General features: G+C 64.7%; 23 protein-coding genes. 19 read left to right on the forward strand and 4 right to left on the reverse strand.

What is annotated here, in order from left to right:
* Positions 1-66 precede the first annotated feature (66 nt).
* The 4 genes from R5R73_RS05945 (at position 67) to R5R73_RS05960 (ending at position 4088) form a co-directional block, all read left to right on the forward strand.
* On the forward strand, positions 67-753 hold the full coding sequence (locus R5R73_RS05945) for a 2-dehydro-3-deoxy-6-phosphogalactonate aldolase (protein WP_322529122.1): 687 nt from the start codon (positions 67-69) through the stop codon (positions 751-753).
* A complete protein-coding gene (locus tag R5R73_RS05950) occupies positions 750-1730 on the forward strand; it encodes a 2-dehydro-3-deoxygalactonokinase (protein ID WP_322529123.1) in 981 nt (326 codons plus the stop codon). Before R5R73_RS05945 ends, R5R73_RS05950 begins: the two co-directional genes overlap by 4 nt.
* A 204-nt stretch (positions 1731-1934) precedes the next feature.
* Positions 1935-2804, forward strand: coding sequence for an HAD-IIB family hydrolase (locus R5R73_RS05955; protein ID WP_087719197.1), 870 nt, complete (start codon positions 1935-1937; stop codon positions 2802-2804).
* A gap of 63 nt (positions 2805-2867) precedes the next feature.
* Positions 2868-4088 carry a glycosyl transferase gene (locus tag R5R73_RS05960; protein WP_322529124.1) on the forward strand — a complete coding sequence of 407 codons (1221 nt, stop codon included), beginning with the start codon at positions 2868-2870 and terminating at the stop codon, positions 4086-4088.
* Between the two features lie 111 nt (positions 4089-4199).
* Here the strand turns inward: R5R73_RS05960 and R5R73_RS05965 are convergent, their stop codons facing one another.
* Positions 4200-6065, reverse strand: a complete 1866-nt coding sequence (locus tag R5R73_RS05965) for a sugar phosphorylase (RefSeq protein ID WP_322529125.1) — start codon at positions 6063-6065, stop codon at positions 4200-4202.
* Between the two features lie 242 nt (positions 6066-6307).
* Between R5R73_RS05965 and nrdR the strand changes: the two genes are divergently transcribed.
* The 11 genes from nrdR to R5R73_RS06020 all read left to right on the forward strand — a co-directional run bounded on the left by nrdR (position 6308) and on the right by R5R73_RS06020 (position 17361).
* Positions 6308-6796 carry a transcriptional regulator NrdR gene (gene nrdR / locus R5R73_RS05970; RefSeq protein ID WP_087719199.1) on the forward strand — a complete coding sequence of 163 codons (489 nt, stop codon included), beginning with the start codon at positions 6308-6310 and terminating at the stop codon, positions 6794-6796.
* A gap of 167 nt (positions 6797-6963) precedes the next feature.
* Complete coding sequence (gene ribD, locus R5R73_RS05975) at positions 6964-8088, forward strand: bifunctional diaminohydroxyphosphoribosylaminopyrimidine deaminase/5-amino-6-(5-phosphoribosylamino)uracil reductase RibD (RefSeq protein ID WP_256961237.1); 1125 nt, start codon at positions 6964-6966, stop codon at positions 8086-8088.
* 157 nt (positions 8089-8245) lie between these two features.
* Positions 8246-9379, forward strand: coding sequence for a bifunctional 3,4-dihydroxy-2-butanone-4-phosphate synthase/GTP cyclohydrolase II (gene ribBA, locus R5R73_RS05980; protein ID WP_087719201.1), 1134 nt, complete (start codon positions 8246-8248; stop codon positions 9377-9379).
* A gap of 187 nt (positions 9380-9566) precedes the next feature.
* The gene (gene ribE / locus R5R73_RS05985; RefSeq protein WP_071232541.1) at positions 9567-10049 is read left to right on the forward strand and encodes a 6,7-dimethyl-8-ribityllumazine synthase; all 483 of its coding nucleotides are present in this window, start codon (positions 9567-9569) and stop codon (positions 10047-10049) included.
* Positions 10046-10546, forward strand: a complete 501-nt coding sequence (nusB, locus tag R5R73_RS05990) for a transcription antitermination factor NusB (protein ID WP_071232542.1) — start codon at positions 10046-10048, stop codon at positions 10544-10546. Before ribE ends, nusB begins: the two co-directional genes overlap by 4 nt.
* A gap of 1 nt (position 10547) precedes the next feature.
* Positions 10548-11519, forward strand: a complete 972-nt coding sequence (gene thiL / locus R5R73_RS05995; protein ID WP_322529126.1) for a thiamine-phosphate kinase — start codon at positions 10548-10550, stop codon at positions 11517-11519.
* The gene (locus R5R73_RS06000; RefSeq protein ID WP_322529127.1) at positions 11516-11989 is read left to right on the forward strand and encodes a phosphatidylglycerophosphatase A; all 474 of its coding nucleotides are present in this window, start codon (positions 11516-11518) and stop codon (positions 11987-11989) included. The genes thiL and R5R73_RS06000 overlap by 4 nt, the downstream gene beginning before the upstream one ends.
* 264 nt (positions 11990-12253) lie before the next feature.
* Complete coding sequence (locus tag R5R73_RS06005; RefSeq protein ID WP_322529128.1) at positions 12254-13579, forward strand: DUF945 family protein; 1326 nt, start codon at positions 12254-12256, stop codon at positions 13577-13579.
* 142 nt (positions 13580-13721) lie between these two features.
* The gene (gene lon / locus R5R73_RS06010; protein WP_322529129.1) at positions 13722-16193 is read left to right on the forward strand and encodes an endopeptidase La; all 2472 of its coding nucleotides are present in this window, start codon (positions 13722-13724) and stop codon (positions 16191-16193) included.
* Between the two features lie 237 nt (positions 16194-16430).
* Positions 16431-16640: a hypothetical protein gene (locus R5R73_RS06015; RefSeq protein WP_322529130.1), complete on the forward strand. Its 210-nt coding sequence runs from the start codon at positions 16431-16433 to the stop codon at positions 16638-16640.
* Between the two features lie 103 nt (positions 16641-16743).
* On the forward strand, positions 16744-17361 hold the full coding sequence (locus R5R73_RS06020) for a LysE family translocator (RefSeq protein WP_322529131.1): 618 nt from the start codon (positions 16744-16746) through the stop codon (positions 17359-17361).
* Positions 17362-17408: 47 nt separating this feature from the next.
* On the opposite strand, the gene R5R73_RS06025 is transcribed toward R5R73_RS06020, so the two are convergent.
* A complete protein-coding gene (locus tag R5R73_RS06025; RefSeq protein ID WP_322529132.1) occupies positions 17409-18332 on the reverse strand; it encodes a DMT family transporter in 924 nt (307 codons plus the stop codon).
* A gap of 180 nt (positions 18333-18512) precedes the next feature.
* Positions 18513-19280 carry an SDR family NAD(P)-dependent oxidoreductase gene (locus R5R73_RS06030; protein ID WP_322529133.1) on the reverse strand — a complete coding sequence of 256 codons (768 nt, stop codon included), beginning with the start codon at positions 19278-19280 and terminating at the stop codon, positions 18513-18515.
* A 456-nt stretch (positions 19281-19736) separates the two neighbouring features.
* On the opposite strand from R5R73_RS06030, the gene R5R73_RS06035 reads away from it, so the two are divergent.
* Both R5R73_RS06035 and R5R73_RS06040 read left to right on the forward strand, forming a co-directional pair.
* Complete coding sequence (locus R5R73_RS06035; RefSeq protein WP_110631472.1) at positions 19737-20996, forward strand: acyltransferase family protein; 1260 nt, start codon at positions 19737-19739, stop codon at positions 20994-20996.
* Between the two features lie 182 nt (positions 20997-21178).
* Positions 21179-22228 (forward strand): oxidoreductase, encoded by a 1050-nt coding sequence (locus R5R73_RS06040; protein WP_322529134.1) that lies wholly within the window; start codon positions 21179-21181, stop codon positions 22226-22228.
* Between the two features lie 93 nt (positions 22229-22321).
* Here R5R73_RS06040 and R5R73_RS06045 read toward each other — a convergent pair whose 3' ends face one another.
* Positions 22322-23935 carry an altronate dehydratase family protein gene (locus R5R73_RS06045; protein WP_322529135.1) on the reverse strand — a complete coding sequence of 538 codons (1614 nt, stop codon included), beginning with the start codon at positions 23933-23935 and terminating at the stop codon, positions 22322-22324.
* Positions 23936-24145: 210 nt separating this feature from the next.
* On the opposite strand from R5R73_RS06045, the gene R5R73_RS06050 reads away from it, so the two are divergent.
* A complete protein-coding gene (locus R5R73_RS06050) occupies positions 24146-25096 on the forward strand; it encodes a LysR family transcriptional regulator (protein WP_322529136.1) in 951 nt (316 codons plus the stop codon).
* Between the two features lie 108 nt (positions 25097-25204).
* A complete protein-coding gene (locus R5R73_RS06055) occupies positions 25205-25570 on the forward strand; it encodes a hypothetical protein (RefSeq protein WP_322529137.1) in 366 nt (121 codons plus the stop codon).
* Positions 25571-25611 lie beyond the last annotated feature (41 nt).

Raw genomic sequence — 25611 nt, forward strand, 5'->3', positions numbered from 1 at the left:
GAGCGTTCAGTGTTATGGGCTACGCTCGATCATGCGATTTAGACCGGCCGAAACGAGGAGAGAGAAATGAACGAGACACGCAAGTTCGCCCTGGAATCGGCGCTGCGCGAGCGGCCGCTGGTCGCCATTCTGCGCGGGATCACGCCGGAGGAGATCGATGCGGTGTTCGATGCGCTGGTGGCGTCGGGCTTCAAGCTGATCGAGATTCCGCTCAATTCGCCGCGGGCGTGGGACAGCATCGCTGCCGTGGCCAAGCGCTGCCCGGACGACGTGGTGATCGGCGCCGGCACGGTGCTGGATCCGGTTCATGCCGAGCGGCTGGCATCGCTCGAGGCGCCGCTGCTGATCACGCCCAACACCGACCCGGCGGTGATCCGGGCCGGCGTCGAGCACGGCCTGGCGCCGATGATCGGCTGCATGACGCCGAGCGAGGCGCTGGCGGCGGCGAAGGCGGGGGCGACGGCGCTCAAGCTGTTCCCGGCGGCGGATCTGGGGACGGGCTATTTCAAGTCCATCAACGCGATCCTGCCCAAGGGCTTGCCGGTGCTGGCGGTCGGCGGTATCGACAAGAGCAACATGAGCGAGTGGCATGCCCATGGCGTGGCCGGCTTCGGCTTCGGCAGCAATCTCTACAAGCCGGGGCGCAGCGCCGACGAGGTGGGACGGATTGCGGCTGAACTGGTCGAAGAGTGGCAGCGGCTGAGCGAGGTTGCCCACTATGCCGAGCAGCAGGAACGCGAGGCCGATGCATGAGCGGCGAGATCCCTGATCGTCTGATCGTCATCGACTGGGGCACCAGCAATTTCCGGGCGTTTCTGGTCGATACGGCCAGCGGCGAGGTGCTGGACAGCCGGCGTTCGGCCTCCGGCCTGCGCGCGCTGAGCCAGAGCGAGTTTCCGCATTACTGCGCCTCGCAGACCGACGACTGGCGGCAGGGCGGCGGCGCGGCTTCGGGCGCTGAAGGTGCGGCTTCGGGCGCTGAGGGCGCGGCTTCGGGCGCTGAAACAGTCCCGATCTATCTGGCCGGGATGGTGGGTTCGGCGCGGGGCTGGTTCGAGGCGCCGCAACTGGAACTGCCGGCCACGGCCGCCGACCTGGCGGACAACGTGGTCGCCGCGCCCGGGCTCGATAATGTCTGGATCGTGCCGGGCGTCAAGCAGGTGACGCCAGAGCACGTCGACGTGATGCGCGGCGAAGAGGTCCAGGCGTTCGGCGCGCTGGCGCTTGCGGGTATCGACAGCGGGGACTGCTGCCTGCCGGGCACCCACAGCAAGTGGGCGCGGCTCGACGGCGGCCGGATGACCGAGTTCACCACGGTGATGACCGGCGAGCTCTACCATGCCGTGCGCTTCCATACCTTGCCGGGGGAGCCGGCCCGCGACGAGGCGCCGTTCGACGAGTCGGCGTTCCGGCTGGGCGTTTCCCGGGCGGGTTGTCCCGGCGGCGTGATGCATGCGCTGTTCGAGGCGCGCAGCCGGCATCTCTATGCCGGGCTCGAAGCGGGGCAGGTGGGCAGCTTCCTCTCCGGCGTGCTGATCGGGGAAGAGGTACACGCCATGCGACAGGCTCGCCCCGGGCTCGATACCGTACGGCTGGTCGGCGCCGATTCGCTGCGCGAGAGCTATACCCTCGCGCTGGAAGCGGCCGGCATCCGTGTCGAGGCAGTCGACAGCGACCGGGCCACGCTGGCCGGGGTCATGGCAGTGGCTGCACGCCACGCCGGACGATAACGGCGCGCCCGTACGCGACAGCGCACCGCGATGGTGCATAGCTGCGCGTTCCGGCACCACGAAAGCGATGACGACGGCCCGGGATATTCACGAATATCCCGGGCCGTCGTGTTTGGCATGATCCGTGCTACCTTCACCTATACGTCTGCTGACAAGCAGCCGATCGCGTACGACATGACGAGGTGAAGCGATGCGGGTGATGCCATGACACAGCCGGCCCTGAACAAACCGCCCCTGCTGGTGTTTACCGATCTCGATGGGTCGCTGCTGGATCACGACACCTACGACTGGCAGCCGGCCTCGGCCTGGCTCTCGCGCCTGGAGCAGCAGGCGATTCCGGTCATTCCCACCACCAGCAAGACGCGCGCCGAACTGTTGGCGCTACGCCAGGAGCTGGGGCTCGAACATACGCCTTTCATCGCCGAGAACGGTGCCGTCATCGGGCTCCCGCCTTCCTGGCAGCACGCGCGGCTGGATCGCGATCCTGCCTCGCCGGATGGCCTGGTGGTCAAGACGCCGAGCATGGACGTCGACTATATCCGACGGCGCCTGGACGTGGTCCGTGAACGCCACGGCCTGAATTTTCGGCGCATGGGCGAGATGGATCTGGCCGAGGTGCAGGCGCTGACCGGGCTCAGCGCCGCCGGCGCCGAACAGGCGATGACGCGAGAAGGCAGCGAGCCGCTGGTGTGGGAAGACGACGACGCCAAACTGCAGGCATTGCACGAGACACTGCGTGTCGACGGCCTGCGCCTGACCCGCGGCGGGCGCTTCTGGCACGTGATGGGCGCGGTCGACAAGGGGCAGGCGTCGGACTGGCTGGTGGCGCGCTTCGAGGCGTTGCGCGGCTATCGCCCGCGGACGATCGGTCTGGGGGATGGCCCCAACGATCTGGCGCTGCTGGCAGCCACCGACATGGCGGTCGTCATCGCCGCCAGTCACGGCCAACCGATGCCGCTGGAAGGCTCGCAGATCTATCGGACCAAGGCCCAGGGGCCAACGGGCTGGTCGGAAGGTGTCTCTCATTGGCTAACCCGGGAGCTGGGGTGGGCCGACAACGATCCCGACGATTGATGGATAATCCCGATAACCGGCGTCAAGGACTGACGCCAGCCGACAACAGGATGAGGGTGTCTCATGAGTGATTTCTATCAGAACGGTATCGTTACCAATTTCCACAACCTCACCCGCCGCTCGGTGGAGGCACTGGAAACCGATCTCAAGCAGTTCTCGCGCAGCCGGCCGATGGGGTTGATCCTGCCGTCGCTGTATTCGGAGCTGGAAGGGCCGGCGCTTTCGCATATCGTCGACGAGCTGTGCAAGGTGCCTTATCTCAGCGAGATCGTCATCGGGCTGGATCGCGCCGATCGCGAGCAGTTTCTGAAGGCACGCGAGTTCTTTTCCCGCCTGCCGCAGCACCACCGCATCCTGTGGAACGATGGCCCGCGTCTTCAGGCCCTGCATCAGGAGCTGGCCCAGGAGAATCTGGCCCCCCAGGAGCCGGGTAAAGGCTGTAACGTCTGGTACTGCTCCGGTTATGTGCGCGCGTCCGGCAAGGCCGAGTCGGTTGCGCTGCATGACTGCGATATCGTGACCTACGATCGCGGGCTGCTGGCCCGGTTGATCTATCCGGTGGCCAATCCGCGTTTTCACTACGAGTTCTGCAAGGGTTACTACTCGCGGATTGCTTCCGGCAAGCTCAACGGCCGCGTGGCGCGGTTGATGGTCACGCCGCTAATCCGGGCGTTCAAGATGATCTACGGGCCGCTGCCTTACCTGGACTATCTCGACAGCTTCCGTTATCCGATCTCCGGTGAGTTCTCGATGCGGGCCGACGTGCTCGATGGCATTCGCATTCCCAGCGACTGGGGGCTGGAAATCGGCGTGCTTTCCGAGGTGCATCGCAACTTCTCGACCAAGCGGCTGTGCCAGGTCGATATCGCCGATGCCTACGATCACAAGCATCAGCCGGTGTCGGAAGACGATCCGTCGGGTGGTCTGAACCGCATGAGCATGGATATCGCCAAGGCGATGTACCGCAAGCTGGCGACACTCGGCGTGGAGATGAGCGTCGAGAGCTTCCGCACCGTCAAGGCGACCTACTATCGCGTGGCGCTGGATCTGATCGAGGCCTACGATCACGACGCGGCGATGAACGGGCTCAAGCTCGACCGCCACAGCGAGGAGGCAGCGGTGGAGCTGTTCGCCGACAACATCATGCAGGCCGGCGCTGCGTTCTTCGAATCACCCCGCGACAAGCCGTTCATCCCCAGCTGGAACCGGGTGCAGGCCGCCATTCCCGACCTGCAGGACCGGCTCTACGAGGCGGTGGAGTTGGATAACAGCGGCGACGTGTAGGCGCCGCTGCCGCCGACCGAACGGCAGCCCGGGCGGGCGGTGCCATCGTTTCGATTCACCGCCCGCGTCGGGTCTGTTGCCGTTTCCTTCACGACCGCGCCCCGATACGCGTCAGGGCTGCACCAGCCACAGGCTGCGGTAGGGGCGCAGGATATCGCGTTCTTCCGGATGCGGGTTCCAGCGCTTGCCATCCTTGAGCACGTCGTACCATTCGCCCTCGCAGAGCTCGGCGATCTCCAGCGGCTGGCGCTTGTCGCTGATGTTGTAGATCGCCAGCAGGCGCCGCCCGTTGGCCAGCGGACCGCGCTCGATGGCAAAGATGCCGGGCGGGGTATCGAGCACGCGCTGGGTGGCTTCGGGATGAAAGCAGGGCTCGTTGGCACGGATATTGAGCCGCCGCTTGAGCGAGGTGAACGCCTCGCGGGTCGGCGTGCTGCGGCTGTCGATGAGCTCGTCCAGTTCCTCCTTGGGCCAGCGGCGGCGATTGATCGAACGCAGCTTGCCGCTGCGTTCGACGCCGCCGTGGTCGTTGAGCGTCGCGGTCAGGCTGTGAATATAGACCCCGGGAATGCCTTGCAGCGCCAGCATCAGGTTCTGGCTGCACAGGAAGCGTTCGACTTGCCAGGCATCGGCGCCTCGGCGGGTGCCCTTCATGGCGTCGTAATAGGTGATGTTGATCTCGTAGGGCGAGTCGCTGCCGTCCGGGTTGGTCTTCATGCTGACGTAGCCGCCGAAGCGGTGCATCAGTTCGAGCATGATGTCCAGCTCGTGCTGCGGCAGCAGCCCCTCGAGCGCTCTGACCCCGATGCCGTCGTGGCTGGCGGTGAAGTTGAAGTAGGTGCAGCCCGGCGGCAGCGTCGGCAGGCTCCGCGCCCAGTCGCTCAGGGTCGTGGCGTCGCCGCTGGTCAGGGTATGCACGAGCAGGGGCGGCAGCGTGAACTGGTAGATCATGTGCGCTTCGTCGGGCATCGAACGCTTGTCTTCGAGGCGGTCGAGGCCCTGTCGTTCGAGGCCCTGTCGTTCGAGGCCCTGTCGTTCGAGACCCGGCCGTTCGGGACCCGGCCGTTCGAGACCCAGCCTTTCAAGACCAAAGTAGCTCATGTTTTCGTGGTGCGGCACGTTGGTCTCGGTGATCAGCAGCGTGCCCGGCGCCATGAAATCCAGAATCGCCCGCAGCAGCCGCACGATGGCGTGGGTCTGGGGCAGGTGGACGCAGTTGGTGCCGACCTGCTTCCACAGGTACGTGACCGCGTCGAGACGGATGATGCGCGCGCCCTGCTGGACGTAATAGAGCAGGATGCCGACGAACTCGAGCAGCACGTCCGGATTGGCGAAGTTGAGATCGATCTGGTCCTCGGAGAAGGTCGCCCACAGGTAGCGGGTGCCCCGTCGCGTCGAGACCGGTACCAACAATGGCGAGTTGCGCGGCCGCGTGACCATGGAGAGATCCGTGTTCGGGTCCATCTCGATGAAATAGTCGCGCCCCGGCTGCGTGCCGGAGAGATAGTCGGTGAACCACAGCGAGTCGCGGGAGACATGGTTGATGACCAGATCGACCATCAGGTCGACCCGAGACGCCAGCCGACGGATATCCTGCCAGTCGCCGAGGCTGGGGTTCACTTCGCGATAGTGGATCACCGAGAAGCCGTCGTCGCTGCTCCAGGGAAAGAACGGCAGGATGTGCAGGCCGCTGAACGTGCCGTTGAGGCGCGTGGCGAGAAAGTCGTCCAGCACTTCCAGCGGCGGCCGCTCGCCGTCGATGATGGTATCGCCGTAAGTGATCAGAATCTGGTCGCGCTCGCTCCATGTCGGCCTTGGCAGCGTATCCAGTGCACTGCGCTGGTGCATCAGCAACGTCATCAGGCGGCGCATGATTTCGTCGCGACGGGGGCCGTATACCTCTTCCAGGCGCGCGCTGGCACGTTCGATGAAAGCTTCTTCGGAAAGCGCGGGGTAGTTCGCGGCACGGCTGGGCATGGCGGGGTTCCTGATTTCAGCGGTTGGCGTACGCAACGTGCGTATCAAGGTGTTGTTGTGGCGGACTGTCACGATATCCTTGCAGAAGACGGGCCAACATGAAAACCGCTGCCGTTTTTCGGCGCGTTTCCGCTATGTTGCCCAAAACGTTACACTCTCTGGTTCATTCAACCGCTTTTGCTCGTTCACTCAACAATAGTGGCGGTTCCCGGATTCGCCCACGCTGACAGGTAGACCCGACGATGCATTGCCCTTTTTGTGGTGCGCACGATACCAAGGTGACCGACTCCCGCCTGGTGGCCGAGGGCGATCAAGTGCGTCGTCGCCGTCAGTGTGCCGGTTGCGGGGAGCGCTTCACGACCTACGAGACCGCCGAACTGGTGATGCCGCGGGTGGTCAAGTCCGACGGCTCCCGGGAAAGCTTCGACGAGCAGAAGATGCGTGCCGGCATGGCGCTGGCACTGGAGAAGCGTCCGGTCAGCGTGGAGTCCTTCGAGGCGGCTGTCGAGCGAATTCGCCAGCGGCTGCGGGCACGCGGCGATCGAGAAGTCGAAGCGCGTGCCGTGGGGGAAGAGGTGATGGAAGCCCTACAGCGTCTCGATCATGTGGCCTACATTCGTTTTGCCTCGGTCTATCGCCGTTTTCAGGATCTCGACGAGTTTCGTGCCGAGATCGATCGGCTTTCCCAGGAGCCGACAGTGTCTTCGGAGGACAACGGCGACCCTCGCTGAGCCGGCGCCCTTGTTGTCGTTGTCAGACTCCCCGTCTTTTCGAGCGAGCCGCCATGTCCTTTTCCCATTCCGAATCTCTGTCCCATTCCGAACCTCTGTCCCGTTCCGAGCCTCTGTCCCTGTCCCCGGACGCCTCCCGCGCCGAGCCTACGACGCCGGCGGCCTGGATGGCGCGGGCGATTCAGCTTGCCTGGCACGGACAATATACCTGTGATCCCAATCCGCGAGTCGGCTGCGTGCTGGTCAAGGAGGGCCGCATCGTCGGGGAAGGGTTTCACGCGCGCGCCGGCGAGGCGCATGCCGAGGTCAACGCGCTGCGCATGGCCGGCGAGGTGGCCCGTGGCGCGACGGCGTACGTCACCCTCGAGCCCTGCTCGCATACCGGGCGCACCGGCCCTTGCAGCCAGGCGTTGATCGATGCTGGCGTGGCGAAGGTGGTCGCGGCGATGGAGGATCCCAACCCGCAGGTCTCCGGGCGAGGCTTCGCGATGCTGCGCGAAGCGGGCATCGAGGTCGAGGTCGGGCTGCTCGAGGAGGACGCGCGACGACTCAACCCCGGCTTCATTCGCCGCATGCGTGACGGGCTGCCGCGGGTCACGCTGAAGATGGCGATGAGCCTCGACGGCCGCACGGCAATGGCCAACGGCGAATCCCAGTGGATCACCGGGCCGGCCGCGCGGCAGCAGGTGCAGCGTCTGCGCGCCGCGTCCAGCGCGGTGCTGTCCGGGGTGGAGTCGATCATCTTCGACGACTCCCGGCTGACGGTGCGTGCCGGGCAACTGGGGCTGGATGATGCCGAGGCGATTGCGCGGCGCCAGCCGTTGCGGGTGATTCTCGATAGCCAGCTGCGGCTGCCGCTGGCGGCGGCCTGCCTGAGCGAGCCAGGGCGGACGCTGGTCTTCACGATCCAGCCGGAGATGACCGAGCGACGGCGCAAGCTCGAAGCGGCCGGCGCCGAGGTGGTCTTGATGCCGGCCAATGCCGAGGGGCGCGTCGAGTTCGCGGGCGTGCTGCGCTATCTGGCCACGCGGGAAGCATGCAACGAGGTGCTCGTCGAAACCGGCGCCACCCTGGCCGGAGCCTTGCTGGAGGCGGACTGCGTCGACCGGCTCGAACTGTTCATGGCGCCGACGCTGCTGGGCAGCGAGGCGCGGCCGCTCTTCGCCCTGCCGGGGCTGATGTCGATGAGCCAGCAGCGGCGGCTGGAGATCGACGACATCCGCGCGGTGGGCGAGGATTGGCATATTTCGGCACGACCTGTCAGGGCGTCCGATCAAGGCGGGGTGAGGTGAGCGGGCAGGCCGCGCACAGTGAAAGGGCAGGGACGTGTCGCCGTCATCCGACAGTAGCGTCCGTGTCTCGCGACAGGTAGGCTGTGCCGCATCGAGCCTCTCTGGCCTCGTTGGACGGTGGTTTCAGCAGATGGCGGTTTCCGTGGATGAATCAGCAATGACGACAACGCAATCGAACCAGCTGGCCAGTATCGAGGTCCTGGTCGAAGAGATTCGGCAAGGCAGGATGGTCATCCTCATGGATGACGAGGACCGCGAGAACGAAGGCGACATCATCATGGCGGCCGAGTGCGTCGAGGCCGACCATATCAATTTCATGGCGCGTCACGCTCGCGGCCTGATCTGCCAGCCGATGTCGAAGGCGCGCTGCCAGCAGCTGAAGCTGCCGCTGATGGTCAGCGACAACGGCTCCGGCTACGGCACCAAGTTCACCGTCTCGATCGAGGCGGCCACCGGCGTCACCACGGGGATCTCCGCGGCGGATCGCGCGCTCACCGTGCGTGCCGCGGCGGCGCGGGGCGCGCGGCCGGAGGATATCGTCCAGCCCGGTCATATCTTCCCGCTGATGGCGGAGCCGGGTGGCGTCCTGCGTCGCGCCGGTCACACCGAGGCGGCCTGCGACCTGGCCGCCATGGCCGGCTTCGAGGCCACCGGCGTGATCTGCGAGATCATGAACGAGGACGGCAGCATGGCGCGCCGGCCGGAGCTCGAACGCTTCGCCGCCGAGCATGACATCAAGATCGGTACCATCGCCGATTTGATCCACTATCGCATGCTCAACGAGCGTACCGTCGAGGCGGTCGAGCAGACGCCGGTGCAGACCGCGTTCGGCGACATGACCCTGCATGTCTTCCACGACACCATTCAGGATCGGCACCATCTGGCGCTGGTGAAGGGCGAGCCCGAACACGCCACGCCGACGACGGTGCGCGTGCATGGCGGCGACACGCTGCGTGACCTGCTCGCGCTGTGTCGTGCGGACAGCCACTGGACGGCTCACACCGCGCTGGCCGAGATCGGTCGGGCGGAGGCGGGCGTCTTCGTGCTGCTCGACGAGGCGCGCCCCCAGGGGGATTTCAGGCAGCAGCTCGATGTCCTGCTGGGGCATCGCCCGGCGCCGCGTTCCAGTGCCGCCGACGGATCGGGGAATTTTCTGTCGATCGGCACCGGGGCGCAGATCCTGCGCCAGCTCGGCGTCGGCAAGATGCGTCTGCTGAGTTCGCCGTGGCGTTTCTCGGCCCTCTCCGGTTTCGATCTGGAAGTGGTCGAGCTGGTCAGCGGCGACGCCTGAACGGGATTCGAGCCCTAACTGCCGCGAGCCGGAACCGTCGCGAGCATGGTAAGGCCGTGCGGCCATGATAAGATGGCCGGCTTCGCGCGCTAGGCCCTAGGTTCTGGCGCCGGCCAATCAGACTGTTTTTTTCGCGTCCAGATTCGTATTCGTGACGACTCTGGCGCAGTGTATCCGGAACCCGATAATGCAACCGATCGCTCAACTGGAAGGTCAGTTCACCGATGTCGATGGCCGTTATGCCATCGTCGTGGGCCGTTTCAATCATCATGTCGTCGATAGCCTCGTGGAAGGCGCCATCGATAGCCTGATGCGCCACGGCGTCAGTGAAGAGAACATCGAACTGATTCATGTCCCCGGCGCCTGGGAGCTGCCGTTGGCGGTCAAGCGCGTGCTGCAGGTATCTCGACCCGATGCGGTCGTCGCGCTGGGCGCGGTCATTCGTGGTGGTACGCCGCACTTCGAATACGTGGCGGGCAACTGCAATTCCTCGCTGAGCAGCCTGCAGCTGGAGTTCTCGACCCCCATCGCCAACGGGGTGCTGACGGTCAATTCGATCGATCAGGCCATCGAGCGCGCCGGCACCAAGGCGGGCAACAAGGGCACCGAGGCGGCCATGGCGGCCATGGAAATGGTATCGCTGTTCAAGCGACTGGGAGGCGAGGCATGAGTTCACCGTCACGACAGCCGACGCCGGCTCAGGAGTCGCGTCGCGCCGCCCGCGAGTTGGCGGTCCAGGGGCTCTACCAGTGGCAGATGACCGGCAAGTCGGTCACTGCCGTCGAGGCCGAGTTCCGCTCGCAGATCGCCGATGACGATCTCGAGGATCACGAAAACTGGCACAAGGTGATGGAGATCGCCGACAAGGCGCTGTTCCATGATCTGCTGCACAACACGGCCAACCATCGCGCCGAGCTGGACGCCACCATTGCGCCGCTGCTCGACCGGCGCCTGGAAGACCTGGATCGCATCGAGCTGGCGATCCTGCGTCTCGGGACCTACGAATTGTCGCGCCGGCCCGAAGTGCCCTATCGTGCCGTCATCAACGAGGGGGTCGAGCTGGCCAAGATATTCGGCGCGACCGATGGTCATAAATACGTCAACGGCATCCTCGACAAGCTCGCCTCGCGGCTGCGGGGCGCCGAGGTCGCTGCTCGCCGTCGTTGACATGACTCGCGCTTCGTTGAGCGAATTCGAGCTGATCGCTCGCTATCTGTCGCGCCCGGCGGCGGCCGAGCGGAGCGATGTCGTCGTCGGCAACGGTGACGACTGTGCGGTGCTTGCGCCCACCTCGGGGCATCAGCTCGCGATCAGTGTCGATACGTCGGTGGTCGATGTCCATTTCCCCCATGACGCGCCGGCGGCGGCCATTGGCCACCGTGCGCTGGCCGTCGCCTTGAGCGATCTCGCGGCGATGGGGGCCAGGGCGCGCTGGTGCTGCATGGCGCTGACGCTGCCGGCGGCCGACCCCGAGTGGCTCGAGGCGTTCGCCGAGGGCTTCCGTGAACTGGCCGCCCGCAGCGGCTGCGAACTGATCGGCGGCGACGTGACCCGCGGTGCGCTGACGATCGGGGTGACGGTGCATGGCGAGCTGCCGGCCGGCCAGGCGTTGCGGCGCAGCGGGGCGCGGGCGGGAGATCTGGTCGCGGTGACCGGTTATCCCGGCCGGGCCGTTGCCGGGCTCGCGCGCTGGCAGCGTGGCGAGCGCGAGGCGGGACATCCATTGCTCGAGGCCTATCTGCGCCCCGAACCGCGCCTGGCGGCGGGAGAAGCGCTGAGAGGGCTGGCGAGTAGCGCGATCGATGTTTCCGATGGCCTGCTGGCGGATCTGCAGCACGTACTGGTGGCCTCCGGCGTGGGGGCGCGTCTCGATCTCGAGTCGTTGCCGCTGGCGACACCGCTGCGCGCGACGCTCGAACTGGACGAGATCCGGGGGCGGGTACTCAACGGCGGTGACGACTATGAACTGCTGGTGACGCTGGCGGAGTCGGATCTTGCCGAAGCCCAGCGCCGCCTGGCTCCGCTACATCTGCCGCTGACGCCGATCGGGCGGATCATCGAGGGCGAAGGCATTCAGGGCATTCCTCCGCGCTACCTCGAGCGCAGCGGGTGGGACCACTTTCCGGAGACCGCCTCATGAACCGGGCGCCCACGAGTGTATGGCGTCGGCCGACGCATTTCCTGGCGTTCGGGCTGGGCAGCGGCGCCGTGCCGTTTGCGCCGGGAACCTTCGGTACCCTGGCCGCGATCCCGTTCTACTGGCTGCTGTCGGGATTGCCGCTCACGATCTACATGGGATTGATGGGCGTGGCGACGCTGGTCGGCATCTGGCTCTGCGAGACGACCTCCCGCGATCTCGGCGTCCACGACCATTCCGGGATCGTCTGGGACGAATTCGTCGGCTACTGGCTGACCATGGCGGCAGTGCCGTTCTCCTGGGAGGCCGCGCTGTGGGGCTTCGTGGTATTCCGCGTCTTCGACATCCTCAAGCCCTGGCCGATTCGCTGGGTCGACCGCCGTGTCGCCGGGGGCATCGGCATCATGTTCGACGATATCCTCGCCGGGGTGTACGCCTGGAGCACGATGCACCTATGGTTCTGGCTGCATTGAGCCACGAGCCACGAGCCACGAGCCACGAGCCACGAGCCACGAGCCACGAGCCACGAGCCACGAGCCACGAGCCACGAGCCACGAGCCACGAGCCACGAGCCACGAGCCACGAGCCACGAGCCACGAGCCACGAGCCACGAGCCACGAGCCACGAGCCACGAGCCACGAGCCACGAGCCACGAGCCACGAGCCACGAGCCACGAGCCACGAGCGGCGATAACCGTGGATCCGTCAGCCTCCCAATTTCGCTCTCAGGAGTAACGCATGCGTAAATGGATGATCGCGGGAGCGGTCGTGATCGTGTTGGTCGGGGCTGGCTATCTGGGAGCCCAGGCTTATTCGAGCCAGCGCTTCGATAGCGAGATCGAAAAGCTGGTCACGCGGCTCGATGCCGGCCCCGATTGGCAGGTCACGCGCGATGATGTCGACAGTGGCTGGTTCCATTCCAGCGGCCGCATCGAAGCGCGTTACGTGGCGGTGGCCCGGAATGCCGACCCGGTCGTCGTCGAGGTGCCTTACCAGGCGGGGCACGGCCTGCTCGAGACGACGCTGAACGGTGAAGCGCAGGTGCGGGGCAGCGGTGGCGAGACGCTGTTCGGCGATGTGCTCGCAAGCCCCGGCCCGATGACCTGGACCGGGCGTTTCCTGACCCGCGAGCAGAAGCTGGAAGCGCACTTCATGCTGCCGGGCTTCTCGCAGACCGTCAGCGTGCCGACGCAGGACGCGGCTGGAGAGATCACCGCGGCCCGCGACATGCAGCTGGATTTCGCCGGGCTGTCGCTCGATCTCGAGCAGGTCGATGGCAAGGTCACCGTTCAGGGAGACGCGCCGCGGCTGCGAATGGCCGATGACCAGACCGATATCCTGATCGAAGGGACCACGCTGTCCGGCACATTCGAGGGCAACGACCAGGCCTTCCACCAGGCGATGTCGCTGACCGTTCCGACGACCACGGTCACACCCGCTGACAGCCCGAGCGTGGTCTCCAGGGATGTCCGCTACGCCGTGGAAGCCAATCTCGGCGCCGAGCAACTGGTGATGCAGCTGCAAGCGAACGTGGGCGAGACCCGGGTGCAGGACCAGTCGATCTTCGACGGTGGCGTCGCGCTGACGCTGGATCATGTCGATGGGGACGCCTATCGGTCGCTGGTGGCAGCGCTGGACGAGCATCTGGCCGACATTCAGGCCGCCATCGATAGCGAGGACGACGCCAGGCTCCAGACGGCGCTGCAGCCGCTTCGATCGTCGATCCAGGCGCTGCTGGCAGGTTCGCCGCATCTTTCGCTGGATAGCCTGACCGCCAATAGTGCGGTGCTGGGCATGAAGATGCGCGGCAGTGGCGAGCTCGGCGTCGACGGCGCGGGCATCGAAGGCTGGGATCTCGATACGATGGCGGCCGATGCGCTTCAGCGCGAGATCGTTCGGCGGCTGGAAGGGCGGCTGAGCCTGGAGGGCGCGCCGGCGATACTGATGATGTTCCTGGGCCTGCCGTTGACCAGCGACCCTCTGCAGCTCGAACTGACGGATGGCGTGCTCGACATCAATGGCCAGCAGATACCGCTGGTGCCGCTGCTGGTCGATCCGGGCTGATATCCGAAGGTCCGGCCGTGCCAGGCTCTCGCGCCTGGCACGGTTTTCTGAACCAATCTCCCTTCATCGACTTGAACTCCCGCCCCGGCGCCCGCATCCCTAGGTCATTCGGCCAGGACTGGCCACAGACTCAGGGTGAATAATGAGCGATCATAATCGGGATTCCACGGACACTTTCGAGACTATTCAGAACTTATCCGAGACCAGTCAGAACTCATCCGAGACCAGCCAGGATTCGTCCGGCCACGATCACACGTCGTCCCACTCGGCCAGCGGCGCCGTCGTTCCCTCCGGCGATTATCTGCCGGAGCGGATTTACCTTCTCCCCATTCACAATCGTCCGTTCTTCCCGGCCCAGGTGCAGCCGCTGATCATTCAGCGCCAGCGCTGGGAAGAGACCATGAAGCGGGTCGCCAATACGCCGCATCACATGGTGGGGGTGGCGTTCGTCGGCGATGTCGGGGTCGAGGAACTCAACCCGGGCAGCTTCCCCGAGATCGGTACGGCGGTGAAGGTTCACCGCGCCCAGAACGAAGAGCAGCAGATCCAGTTCATCGCCCAGGGCATGCGCCGCTTCCGCATCCAGCGCTGGCTGTCGAAGACGCCGCCGTATCTGGTCGAGGTCTCCTATCCCCGCGAGCCGGTCGATGCCGAGGCCGAGGAAGCCCGCGCCTATGCGATGTCGCTCATCAACGGCATCAAGGAGCTGCTGCCGATCAATCCGCTCTATGGCGAGGAACTGAAGAGCTATCTCAACCGCTTCAGCCCCCACGAGCCGGGTCCGCTGACCGACTTCGCCGCGGCCATTACTTCGGCCAAGGGTCGCGAGCTGCAGAGCGTGCTCGAGACGCTGCCGATCATGGATCGCATGCAGAAGGTACTGCCGCTGCTGCGCAAGGAGATCGAGGTCGCGCAGCTGCAGAACCAGATCAGCGAGCAGGTCAACTCGCAGATGCAGGAGCGCCAGCGCGAGTTCTTCCTGCGCGAGCAGCTCAAGGTGATCCAGAAAGAGCTGGGCATCTCCAAGGACGACCGCGAGAGCGATGTCGATACCTTCCGTGATCGGCTCGAGAACCTGCAGGTGCCGGAGCGGGTTCAGGAGCGTATCGACGACGAGCTGGGCAAACTGTCGGTGCTGGAAACCGGCTCGCCGGAGTACGGCACCACGCGCAACTATCTCGACTGGCTGACCTCGCTGCCCTGGGGCATCACCTCGGAGGACCAGCTCGATCTCAAGCGCGCCCGTGGCGTGCTGGACCGTGATCACGACGGCCTCACCGACGTCAAGGAACGGATCATCGAGTTCCTGGCCGAAGGATCGTTCAAGGGCGATGTCGGTGGTTCGATCGTGCTGCTCGTCGGGCCGCCGGGCGTGGGCAAGACCTCGGTCGGGCGCTCGATCGCCGATGCCCTGGGGCGCAAGTTCTACCGCTTCTCGGTGGGCGGCATGCGCGATGAAGCCGAAATCAAGGGGCACCGCCGCACCTACATCGGTGCCATGCCGGGTAAGCTGGTGCAGGCGCTCAAGGAGGTCGAGGTCGAGAACCCGGTGATCATGCTCGACGAGATCGACAAGATGGGGCAGTCGTTCCAGGGCGATCCCGCCTCGGCGCTGCTCGAAGTGCTGGACCCGGAGCAGAACGTCGACTTTCTCGATCATTACCTCGACGTGCGCCTGGATCTCTCCAAGGTGCTGTTCGTGTGCACGGCCAACCAGCTCGATACCATTCCCGGGCCGCTGCTCGACCGCATGGAGCAGATCCGGCTTTCGGGCTATATCGCCGAAGAGAAGATGGCGATCGCCAAGCATCACCTGTGGCCGAAGCTGCTGGAGCGCGACCGTATTCCCAAGAAGCGCATCAACCTGACCGACGCTGCGCTCAGGCAGGTGATCGAAGGCTATGCCCGCGAAGCCGGCGTGCGCCAGCTGGAGAAGCAGCTCCACCGGATCGTGCGCAAGGCGGCGGTCAAAATGCTCGAGCAGAATCAGGAGACGGTCAAGGTCTCGGTCAACAACCTGGAGGAGTTCCTCGGCGCGCCACTGTTCCGCAAGGAGAAGGTGCTCAAGGGCGTGGGCGTGGTCACCGGCCTGGCCTGGACGGCGATGGGCGGCGCCACCTTGCCCATCGAGGCGACCAAGGTCCATGCGTTAACCCGCGGCTTCAAGCTCACCGGCAAGCTGGGCGAGGTGATGCAGGAGTCCGCCAATATTGCCTACAGCTACACGCTGGGTCATCTGGGCGAGTACGGGGCCGAAGCGGACTTCTTCAACGAGGCCTTCGTTCACCTCCACGTGCCGGAAGGGGCAACGCCGAAGGACGGCCCTTCGGCTGGCGTCACCATGACCACGGCGCTGATGTCGCTGGCCCGGAACCAGAGTATCGATCGCCCGCTGGCGATGACCGGCGAACTGACGCTGACTGGCCAGGTGCTGCCAGTGGGCGGTATTCGCGAGAAGGTGATCGCCGCGCGCCGCAGCGATATCTTCGAGCTGATCCTGCCGGAGGCCAACAAACGCGACTATGACGAGCTGCCCGACTATCTCAAGACGGGGATGACCGTGCATTTCGCCAGGATCTATCCGGATGTGGCCAAGGTCGTGTTCGGCCGCTGAGAGCCTGTTTACAATCTGCTGCGCGTCGGCCAAACGTTGTTGAAAACGACTTCGGAATACTCATTTACCCCTATGTAAACTCCGTTTCCTCAGTCGTTTTCGCCTAGTTTGATCCTAGCTCGCGAGATCATAAACTGGCTCTGAGATGCTGGAGGCTAGCTTCGTGTTACGCTGGCTGACGAGGCCGGCGTGACGATCGGCATGGCATCGACCTGCATGAAAAACAAGGAGCAAGGTGTGTCCCAGAACGAGAAGAAACAGCGGTCGCGCTACAGGATCGCGGCGGTCGTAGGACTGCTGGCAATGGTGCTGCTGAGTGCCTGCAGTTATCACCCGGCGCGGATCGATCCGGAACCGCCGGTCGTCATCGGCGATGGCGATCACGGCCATGGGCACGGCGACGGCGATTTCTGCCCGCCGGGCCAGGCCAAGAAGGGCAACTGCTGAGCCTTCCGGTTCGCGGAAACGATCCCGAGCGGCAGCGCACTTGCGCTGCCGCTTTTTCGAGATGGACAATCGACGCTCGTCGACCTCGGACCCGTGAACCCACATGACATTCGAAAGTGCCGTTACCTATCTTCTGGCGATCTTCCTGTTCGCCATCACGCCCGGCCCGGGCGTGTTCGCCCTGATCGCCACCGGCATGAATGCCGGCTTCCGCCGCTGCCTCTCGCTGACGGTGGGCATGACGCTGAGTGACGTGCTCTACCTGCTGCTCGCCACCTTCGGCCTGGCGACCCTCGCCGAGCATTGGGGAGAAGTCTTCGGCGTGATCCGGGTTCTGGGCGCGCTCTATCTGTTCTATCTCGGCTGGAAGCTGTGGACGAGCCCGACGCAGGATGACGAGATGCCAGCGACCGGCGCCAGCGGCGGGTCGCTTGCCGGCATGATGCAGGGCTTTCTGATCTCCGCATCCAATCCCAAGGTGATCCTGTTCTACATCGCGTTCCTGCCGACCTTCGTCGATCTGGATCGGCTCGGTGGTTCTTCGCTGACGCTATTGGTAGCGCTGACCGTCGTTGGCCTGATGGGCGGGCTCTGCCTGGTCGCGGCCGGCGCGGCACGGGCACGGCGGATCTTTCGTTCCTCCCGCGCCCAGCGGCGCCTCAATCGGGGTGCCGGGTCGCTGATGATCGGCGCCGGGGCGCTGCTGATCGCCAAGAGTTGATTACCAGGAGCTGATCGCCAGGCGCCGAATGGTCGCCGTCGCCGGAATCACGCGTGCCGGTGGCGGGGTTTGCGGCTGACCAGGGCGACACCAGCGGCGGCGATGCCCATGCCCAGCCAAGAGATCGGTGGCATGGGCTCGTCGATCAGCCACCAGGAGAACAGCGCGGCGCAGGGCGGCACCAGATAGAAGAGTGCCGATACCCGCGAAGCTTCGCCCCGCCGGATCATCGCCATCAGCAGCGAGATCGCGATCAGGGAATTGCCGATGACCAGGTAGGCCAGCGACCCGACGAGCGCGCCATCCCAGTCGAGCGTGAAGTGGCCGAACAGCACGATCAGCGGCAGTGTCGTGACCAGCCCGGTGACGTATTGGATCAGGTTGGCGCTGACCGGGTGCAGCGGCTGGCCGTAGCGCTTCTCGTAGAGTGTTGCGCCGCTCATCCCGAGCAGGGCGGCGATGGTCAGCAGCAGGCCGCTGAGCGTGACGCCTTCCACCGTCGAACGACCGAGAATCACCACCACGGCGCCGACGAAACCCAGCCCGAAGCCGAGCCAGCGCCGCGTGCCGATGGTTTCCCCTACCATCGCCGGGGCGGCGAGCGCGACCAGGATCGGCTGCAGCGAGACGACCAGCGCCACGACGCCGGCGGAACTGCCGAGGGCGAAGGCGCTGTAGCAGCAGCCGAAGTAGACAGTCTGGATCAGGAACCCGACCACGGCCTGGTGGCCCCAGGCGCTCGGCCGGGCCGGCATTGGTGGGCGCAGCCACAGCCAGATCGGCAGCATGATCGCCAGCACGAGCACGAATCGCAAACCCAGAAACAGCAACGGGTCCACGTGCTGGGTGCCGATCTTCGCGACCGGGAATCCCAGGGACCACAACAGCAGGAACAGGCCGGGGGCGGCGGTCAACCACAGAGGTGGCCGCTCGCGCTCGGTCGTCGCGGCGGCGGAAGAAACGTCAGACATGTCGATCTCATTGTTGTGATTATGAAGATAGCCGTGATTGTGAGATGGCTGTGGTTCTGGAAATGACTGTGGTTGTGGAGATGGCGCCCGGTAGCAGGCGTGACCCGTCTTCGAGAGTGCCCCGACCGGCGAGATATTGCCAGCGACGTCGGGGCTTGCCGGTTTGTCGTCGGCCGTCGGTCAGTCCCGGTCTACCGAGAGCCCGCCCCACGACTGGCACACGGGCATGAGCTCGAGCCGGTTGATGTTGAGGTGCGGCGGCAGCGTCGCGGCGAGAAAGACTTGTTCGGCGACGTCTTCCGGCTGGATCGGCTCCACGCCGCCGTAGAGCTTGTCGTGGGCGCTCTGGTCGCCTTTCATCCGTACCAGCGTGAACTCGGTTTCCGACATTCCGGGCGCGATGTCGGTGACGCGAACGCCGGTGCCCTTGAGATCGCAGCGCAGGTTGTAGGAGAACTGATTGACGAACGCCTTGGACGCGCCGTAGACGTGGCTGCCCGGATAGGGCCATAGCGCGGCGGTGGAACTGATGTTGATGATGGCGGCGCCGCGGCCGACCTCGATCAGCGTCGGCAGCAGCGTACGCGTCACGTTGACCAACCCGGTGATGTTGGTATCGATGACGGTTTGCCAATCGTCCAGATTCGCTTCCTGGGCCGGGCCGGCACCCAGGGCCAACCCGGCATTGTTCACCAGCACCTTGACGGCCTTGAACGCCGGCGGCAGTTCCTCGACCACTTGGGCGACGCCGTCGCGCTCGCGCACGTCCAGCGTGGCGATGTGAACCGGGACCTGATCTTCCAACTGCTGCTTGACCGCTTCCAGACGTTCCTGCCGGCGACCGGTCAGCACCAGGGCCCAGCCCGCCTCGGCAAAACGATGGGCGCAGGCACGCCCGAATCCTGAGGTGGCACCGGTAATGAAAGCGACGGGGGGATTGTGACTCATGCTGGCTCCTGGTCCGAGATAGGTGAGAAGCGCCGACGCCGAGCGAAGAGAAAGAGATGATGTCCTGGCCGACGATCGGGTCGGTTCGCGTTTTCAGACAGAGCTTAGCGCATCTTTGCCGCAAGTTGTCAGGTCGAGTCGCGAGAAACCTGTCGTCTTCTGGCGACAAGGATCGAGGCTTTGTGTAAAACCCCGTGATTGACGACACAGTCTGATGATTTCCGTTGCCGTTTGGTTACGCTTTGGCGACGATAGCGGGGCGCTCCCCGATGACTGCGGTTCGACCGATCCCCGGTACCGCTTTTTCCGCTGATTCCTCGCTATCGACTCGACTGGCTGGCTGCTTCATCGCCGCTCGCCGCGATATCACTCATGTACAGGTTGCCTCTTGGATCTTATTGGGTGGCTCGGGGCGTCAGACACGATCCGGCGATCGATGTGAAAGGAGATGGCGTCATGTCCACGATCAAGCGGCAACGATATTACGGGCTGGAGTGGCTTCGCTTCCTGATGGCGCTGTGGATGGTCGCCTATCACTTCGGCGGCATCTACAGCGACATGCCCGACATGGTGAGAAGTTTCGTCGGCATGGGCTTCTTCGCCACCAGCACGTTCTTCATGCTGTCCGGCTTCCTGCTCGCCCACGTGGCGCTGGACCATGCGGGGGAGATGAAGGTGCACGGCCCGGCCTTCGTTGCCAAGCGGCTGTGCAATCTCTACCCGATTCATGTACTGACGATGCTGCTGTCGATCGGGCTGTTGTTGCTGCAGTACCCCATTCGTCCGGAAGGGGTTTACGTCTACTTCAACTCGCACCCCTATTACCCGCTGAGCGATGAAGCGCGAGCCGCATTTTCGGAGCGTCTATCCTGGCCGAGTGCGTTGGGCCATATCGCACTGCAGCTCACGCTACTGCAGGCCTGGGAGCCGCGTTTCCTGTGGCTGAACGGCGCGTCCTGGTCAATCTCCGCGTTACTCTTCTTCTATGCCTGCTTCCCGTGGCTGGCGCCGAGGCTGATGCGGGTTCAGCGCTGGGGGCTGGTGCTGCTGGGCGTCTGGGGGCTCTACGCCTTGGGGCCGCTCGTGGCGACGCTGGCAGGCTCGTTCGACTATGTGACGGTGGGCATTCTCCACCGCAACCCGCTGTTTCGGCTTCCGGAGTTCCTGGCCGGCATTCTGCTCTACCGGGCCTGGCAATCGGAACCGGTGAGCGCACTGTTCCAGCGCTTCCGCTACCCGCTGCTGGCGCTCGGTTTGTGCGGTGTGCCGATCGGAGTCTGGTTGCTCAAGATGGATGGCCTGCATCTGTATTACTTGACCCACAACGGTTTGCTGCTGCCATTCCAGGCACTGGTGCTACTCAGCGTTTGTGCATTCGCTGCGCCGAGCAGCGCGACGATACGGGCCTGGGCGCAGCGGTTGGGAGAGTCGGCACTGTGCATCTTCGCGTTGCATACGCCGCTGATCGGCCCGATGGCGAGAGGAACGCGCTGGCTGCTGCAGCGATGGCACGAAAGCTGGATCGCCGATAGCAGCAACTTGGCGCTCAAGTTCGCGATTCCGCTGTGGACGATGGCGTTTCATCTGGCGCTGATCGTCGTCCTGGCGCTTCTGATGCAGCGCTTCGTGGTGGCGCCGATACGCCATTGGCTGGAGGCGAGATTGCCCACGGCGTGGCAGCAGCGCCGGTCACCGCTGGTGCCGGTCAGGGTTTGAGGTTCGGCCTTGCGCCGCTGCCTCTACCGTGCCGGGTGGTATGAGTAGCGTTGAATTCTGCGTCCGGAAGGTCCTTTTTCGGGGTGAATCATTGCGATCCCGCATGAGATATCCTAGACGGAGGGGCGTTTCGCCGGTGCGGCCGGCGAAGCGATCAGGAATCCATCTCTAAGGGACGCAGCATGAAGGGACTCATCCGTGTGGGGTTGGTCGGCTATGGCATGGCCAGCAAACGGTTCCACGCGCCTTTGATCACCGCGCAGGACGGGCTTTCACTGGTTGCCGTGGCGAGCCGGGACGCCGACAAGGTTCATGCCGACTGGCCGAGCGTGCCGGTAGAACCAACGCCGCAGGCGCTGTTCGCTCGCGACGATATCGATCTGGTCGTCATTCCCACGCCGAATGCGACGCACTACTCGCTGGTCAGCGAGGCGCTGGCCGCGGGCAAGCATGTCGTCGTCGACAAGCCGTTCACCGTGACGCTGGATGAAGCCCGCAAGCTGTGCGATCAGGCCGCCAAGGCCAAGCGCTTGTTGTCGGTATTTCACAACCGGCGCTGGGACTCGGATTTCCTGACCGTGCGTAATCTCATCGACAGCCAGTCGCTGGGCCGAATCGTGCATTTCGAGTCGCATTTCGATCGCTTCCGCCCGGATGTCGCGCAGCGCTGGCGCGAGGATCCCGCGCCCGGCGCCGGCGCCTGGTTCGATCTCGGCTCCCATCTGCTCGACCAGGCCTTGGTCCTGTTCGGCACGCCGGAGGCGATCTCGCTCGATCTGGCCTGTCAGCGCGAGGGGGCAAAGGTCGACGACTACTTCCATGCCGTCCTCCGTTATCGGGAATGTCGCGTGATACTGCATGGCGGCACGCTGGTGTCGGCGCCCGGGGCTCGCTTCACCGTTCATGGCACGCGGGCCAGCTACGTCAAGCATGGCCTCGACCCGCAGGAGGACATGCTCAAGCGCGGCGACCGCTTGCCATCGCCGCACTGGGGAGAGGACTGGCGCCACGGCATGATGACGATCGGCCAGGTGCGTGAGGGCATTCAGCCGGAGCTGCACGAGGTGCCGACCCTGCCCGGGAACTATCTGGCCTACTACGCTGGCGTGCGTGATGCCATTCGCAACGGCTCGCCGCTTCCCGTGACGGCGGAAGCCGCGCTGGAGGTGATACGGGTGCTGGAGGCCGGCATCCAGAGTGCCGAGTCGGGGCAGTTCGTTAGCCTGGCCTGACGTACGTCGAACCCGTTGCGGCGTATCCGAAACGACCCGAGCCAGCAGGTGCTGGCTCGGGTCGCTTACTTTTGACGGTCGATGATCTGACTCTCAGGTAATGACGCCGATCTGCCAGGGCACGAACTCCTGCTGCCCATAACCGTGACGCTCGCTTCGGCTGCGTTCGCCGGAGGCCAGCGTCAAAAAGCGCTGGAAGATCTGCTCGCCGAGAGTTTCCATATCGATCTCGCCGTCGATCAGCGCGCCGCAGTTGATATCCATGTCGTCCGCCTGATGGCGCCACAGCGCGCTATTGGTGGAAAGCTTCATGGAGGGGACCGGCGCGCAGCCGAAGGCGCTGCCGCGGCCGGTGGTGAAGGCGATGAGATTGCAGCCGCTGGCGACCTGGCCGGTAACCGAGACCGGGTCGAAGCCGGGGGAGTCCATGAAGGCCAGGCCGCGTTCGCGCATGGGTTCGGCGTATTCGAGAACCTCGACCAGCGGCGTGGTGCCGGCCTTGGCCACCGCGCCCAGCGACTTCTCGAGAATCGTGGTCAGGCCGCCGGCCTTGTTGCCCGCAGACGGGTTGTTGTCGAGCGAAGCGCCGCGAACCCGGCAGAACTCCTCCCACCAGTGGATGCGCTCGATCAGCTTGTGGGCGACGGCGGGGGTGACCGCCCGGCGCGTCAGCAGGTGTTCGGCGCCGTAGACTTCCGGCGTCTCGGCCAGTACGGCGCTCCCGCCGTTGGCGATCAAGCGGTCCACGGCGGCGCCCAGGGCAGGGTTGGCGGTGATGCCGGAGTAGCCGTCGGAGCCACCGCACTGCAGCGCGACTCGCAGATGCTCGACGGAGCAGGGTGTCCGTTCGACCTGGTTGGCCTCATTCAGCAGTTGCTTGATGTGATGGATGCCCTCGGCGATCGCCTTGGTGGTGCCGCCGATCTGCTGGATAGTGAAGGGATGCAGCCTGGGGCCGGGCTTCAGACCCTGGGACTCGATCAGCGCGTCGATCTGATTGGTTTCGCAGCCGAGGCCGATGACCAGCACGGCAGCGAAGTTGACGTGGCGCGCGTAGCCGGCGAGCGTACGCCGCAGCATCTCCAGCGCTTCGCCATCCGCGGCCACCGCGCAGCCTACGCCGTGAGTCAGTGCGACCACGCCATCCACGTTGGGGTAGGGCGCCATCGCCTCGGGATGAACGTCGCGCCGGAAATGGTCGGCGATGGCGTGAGCGACCGTGGCGGAGCAGTTGACCGAGGTGAGAATGCCGATGTAATTGCGCGTGGCGACACGGCCATCCGCTCGTTGAATCCCCATGAAGGTGGCCGCAGGGGAGATCCGCTCGACGGGCGTGACCTCGCTGCCGATGGCATAGTCCTTGGAATAGCCCTTGGAATAGCCCTTCGAATAGCCCTCCACATAGCCCTGTTCCTGACCGGCGCCTTCCAGGTCGCCGATGCTGAGGTTATGGACGTGGACATGATCGCCGGGCGCGATGGGGCGGGTGGCGCGGCCGATGATCTGACCGTAGCGGCGAATCATGTCCCCGCTGTCCAGGGCGCGAATGGCGATCTTGTGGGCGGCAGGCACGGCATCTGTCAGGATGACGTTCGGCAGGACTTCGGTACCCTTGGGCAATGGCGTGCGTGCGATGACGACATCGTCGCGTTCGTGCAGGCGGATGATCGAGGCGGGGGCCTCGGTGGTGTGTTCGATCAGTGCCATGAGTTGGCTCCTCGGGCGGCTTGTGCCACTTTGGTCTATGCGGCTTCGGCTCAAAGCCTTTCTAATCAGTTATTTATTATGATTCCTGTAGCCACACCCTATCCGGTCACGGTGCGCCCCACCACTGAGAGTTGCTGATCGAGTGATAACGATCGTGCATTCGCCCAAAGTCTCAATTCTTGATCGCGTCGCAAGCGAGAGGAGTCGTCGATGCCCCCGACGCTGGAAACTCTGATGTCGCGTCTGCGCTTGCGCCAGCTGCGCCTGCTGATGGCGCTCGACGAGTGCGGCTCCATTCACAAGGCCGCCGAGCAGGTGGCGATTTCCCAGCCCGGCGCGACACGGGCGCTGAACGAGATCGAGTCGACGCTGGGCGCGCCATTGTTCCTGCGCAGCGCACGGGGATTGGAAGCCAACGATCTGGGACGCTGCGTGGTGCGCTACGCGAGGCTGATCCAGACCGATGTGGCGCATCTGCGCGAGGAGATGATCGGTATCCAGCAGGGCTTCGGCGGGCATCTGGCGGTGGGGGGAACGATGGGCGCCATCGCGGCGATCGTCGAGGCTGTCGTCAAGGTGCGCGCCGAGCAGCCTTCGCTGTCGTTGCAGGTGATCGAGGATACCAGCGAGGGGTTGCTGCGCCTGCTCGATCAGGGGCGGATCGATGTCGCCCTGTGTCGTTCCAACTTCGGGCGGCGTCCGGGCGATTACCATTGCCACGGGCATTTTCCCGAACCGCTCTGGGTGGTCGCCAATCTTGCGCACCCGCTGGTGAAGGTCGAAGCGCCCGATTTCATCGCCCTGGCCAGGCAGGCATGGATCGTCTATCCCGTCAGCATGCCGAGGATGCTGGAGCAGGAGTTCGTCGCGGCGGGCCTCTCGCAGCCGGTACAGTCGATCGAGATCTCGTCGACCTACGCCATCCTGGCCATGCTGGAACGGGACGATGGGGCGCTCGCGCTGTTGCCGGAACGTATCGCGCGGGAGCAGGTGGCGCGGGGTCACGTGGCGCGGGTGAACTATCTTTTCAAAACGCGCAATCCCGCTTTCGAGCTGCTCTGGCGGCGTGATAGGGAACTGTCGCCGGCAGCCCGACGCTTTGTCGAATGTTATGACAATGAAGGAGAAGGGGGCGTCGAAATTTGCCAAGTCCCGGATTAGTGTCTAGGTTTTGTATAGATTGCTCAGGCAAGCTCTCGTGACACGGGCAGCATTGGCAACGGTTGCCGGGATCGTGTTGCGAGCCAGGATGAATTATGGAGGATTCACATGAAAAAGCTTAACGCAGCCATTTTCGCTACGCTGATCGCTCTGCCCACCGCGGGTGCTTTTGCTCAGGAGCAGGCACCAAGCGTCAGCCCGGAGACGGGTTCGGCCAATACTCAGTCCGGTGGATCCGCTCCTACCAAGGCTCAAGGTGGGAGCATGTCGGGCGAAACCCATGGGTCGCTACCGTCCGAGAACAGTATCCCGGACCAGAACAATGCCCAGACGGGCTCTGCCAACACCCAGCCGGGCAGCCTGAAGGCCCAAGGTGGCTCTGCACAGGATGAATCCGCAGCCCGTGGCCCGATGAAGGACGATATGGAAGGTAATCATGGCGTCGACTCTGCCCAGGATGTGGATCCCGAGTGATCGTCTGTTCGCTTCGCGATAGAAGCGTTCGAAACTAGTAT

It is taken from the genome of Salinicola sp. LHM (assembly GCF_034479735.1).
GTDB lineage: Bacteria > Pseudomonadota > Gammaproteobacteria > Pseudomonadales > Halomonadaceae > Salinicola > Salinicola salarius.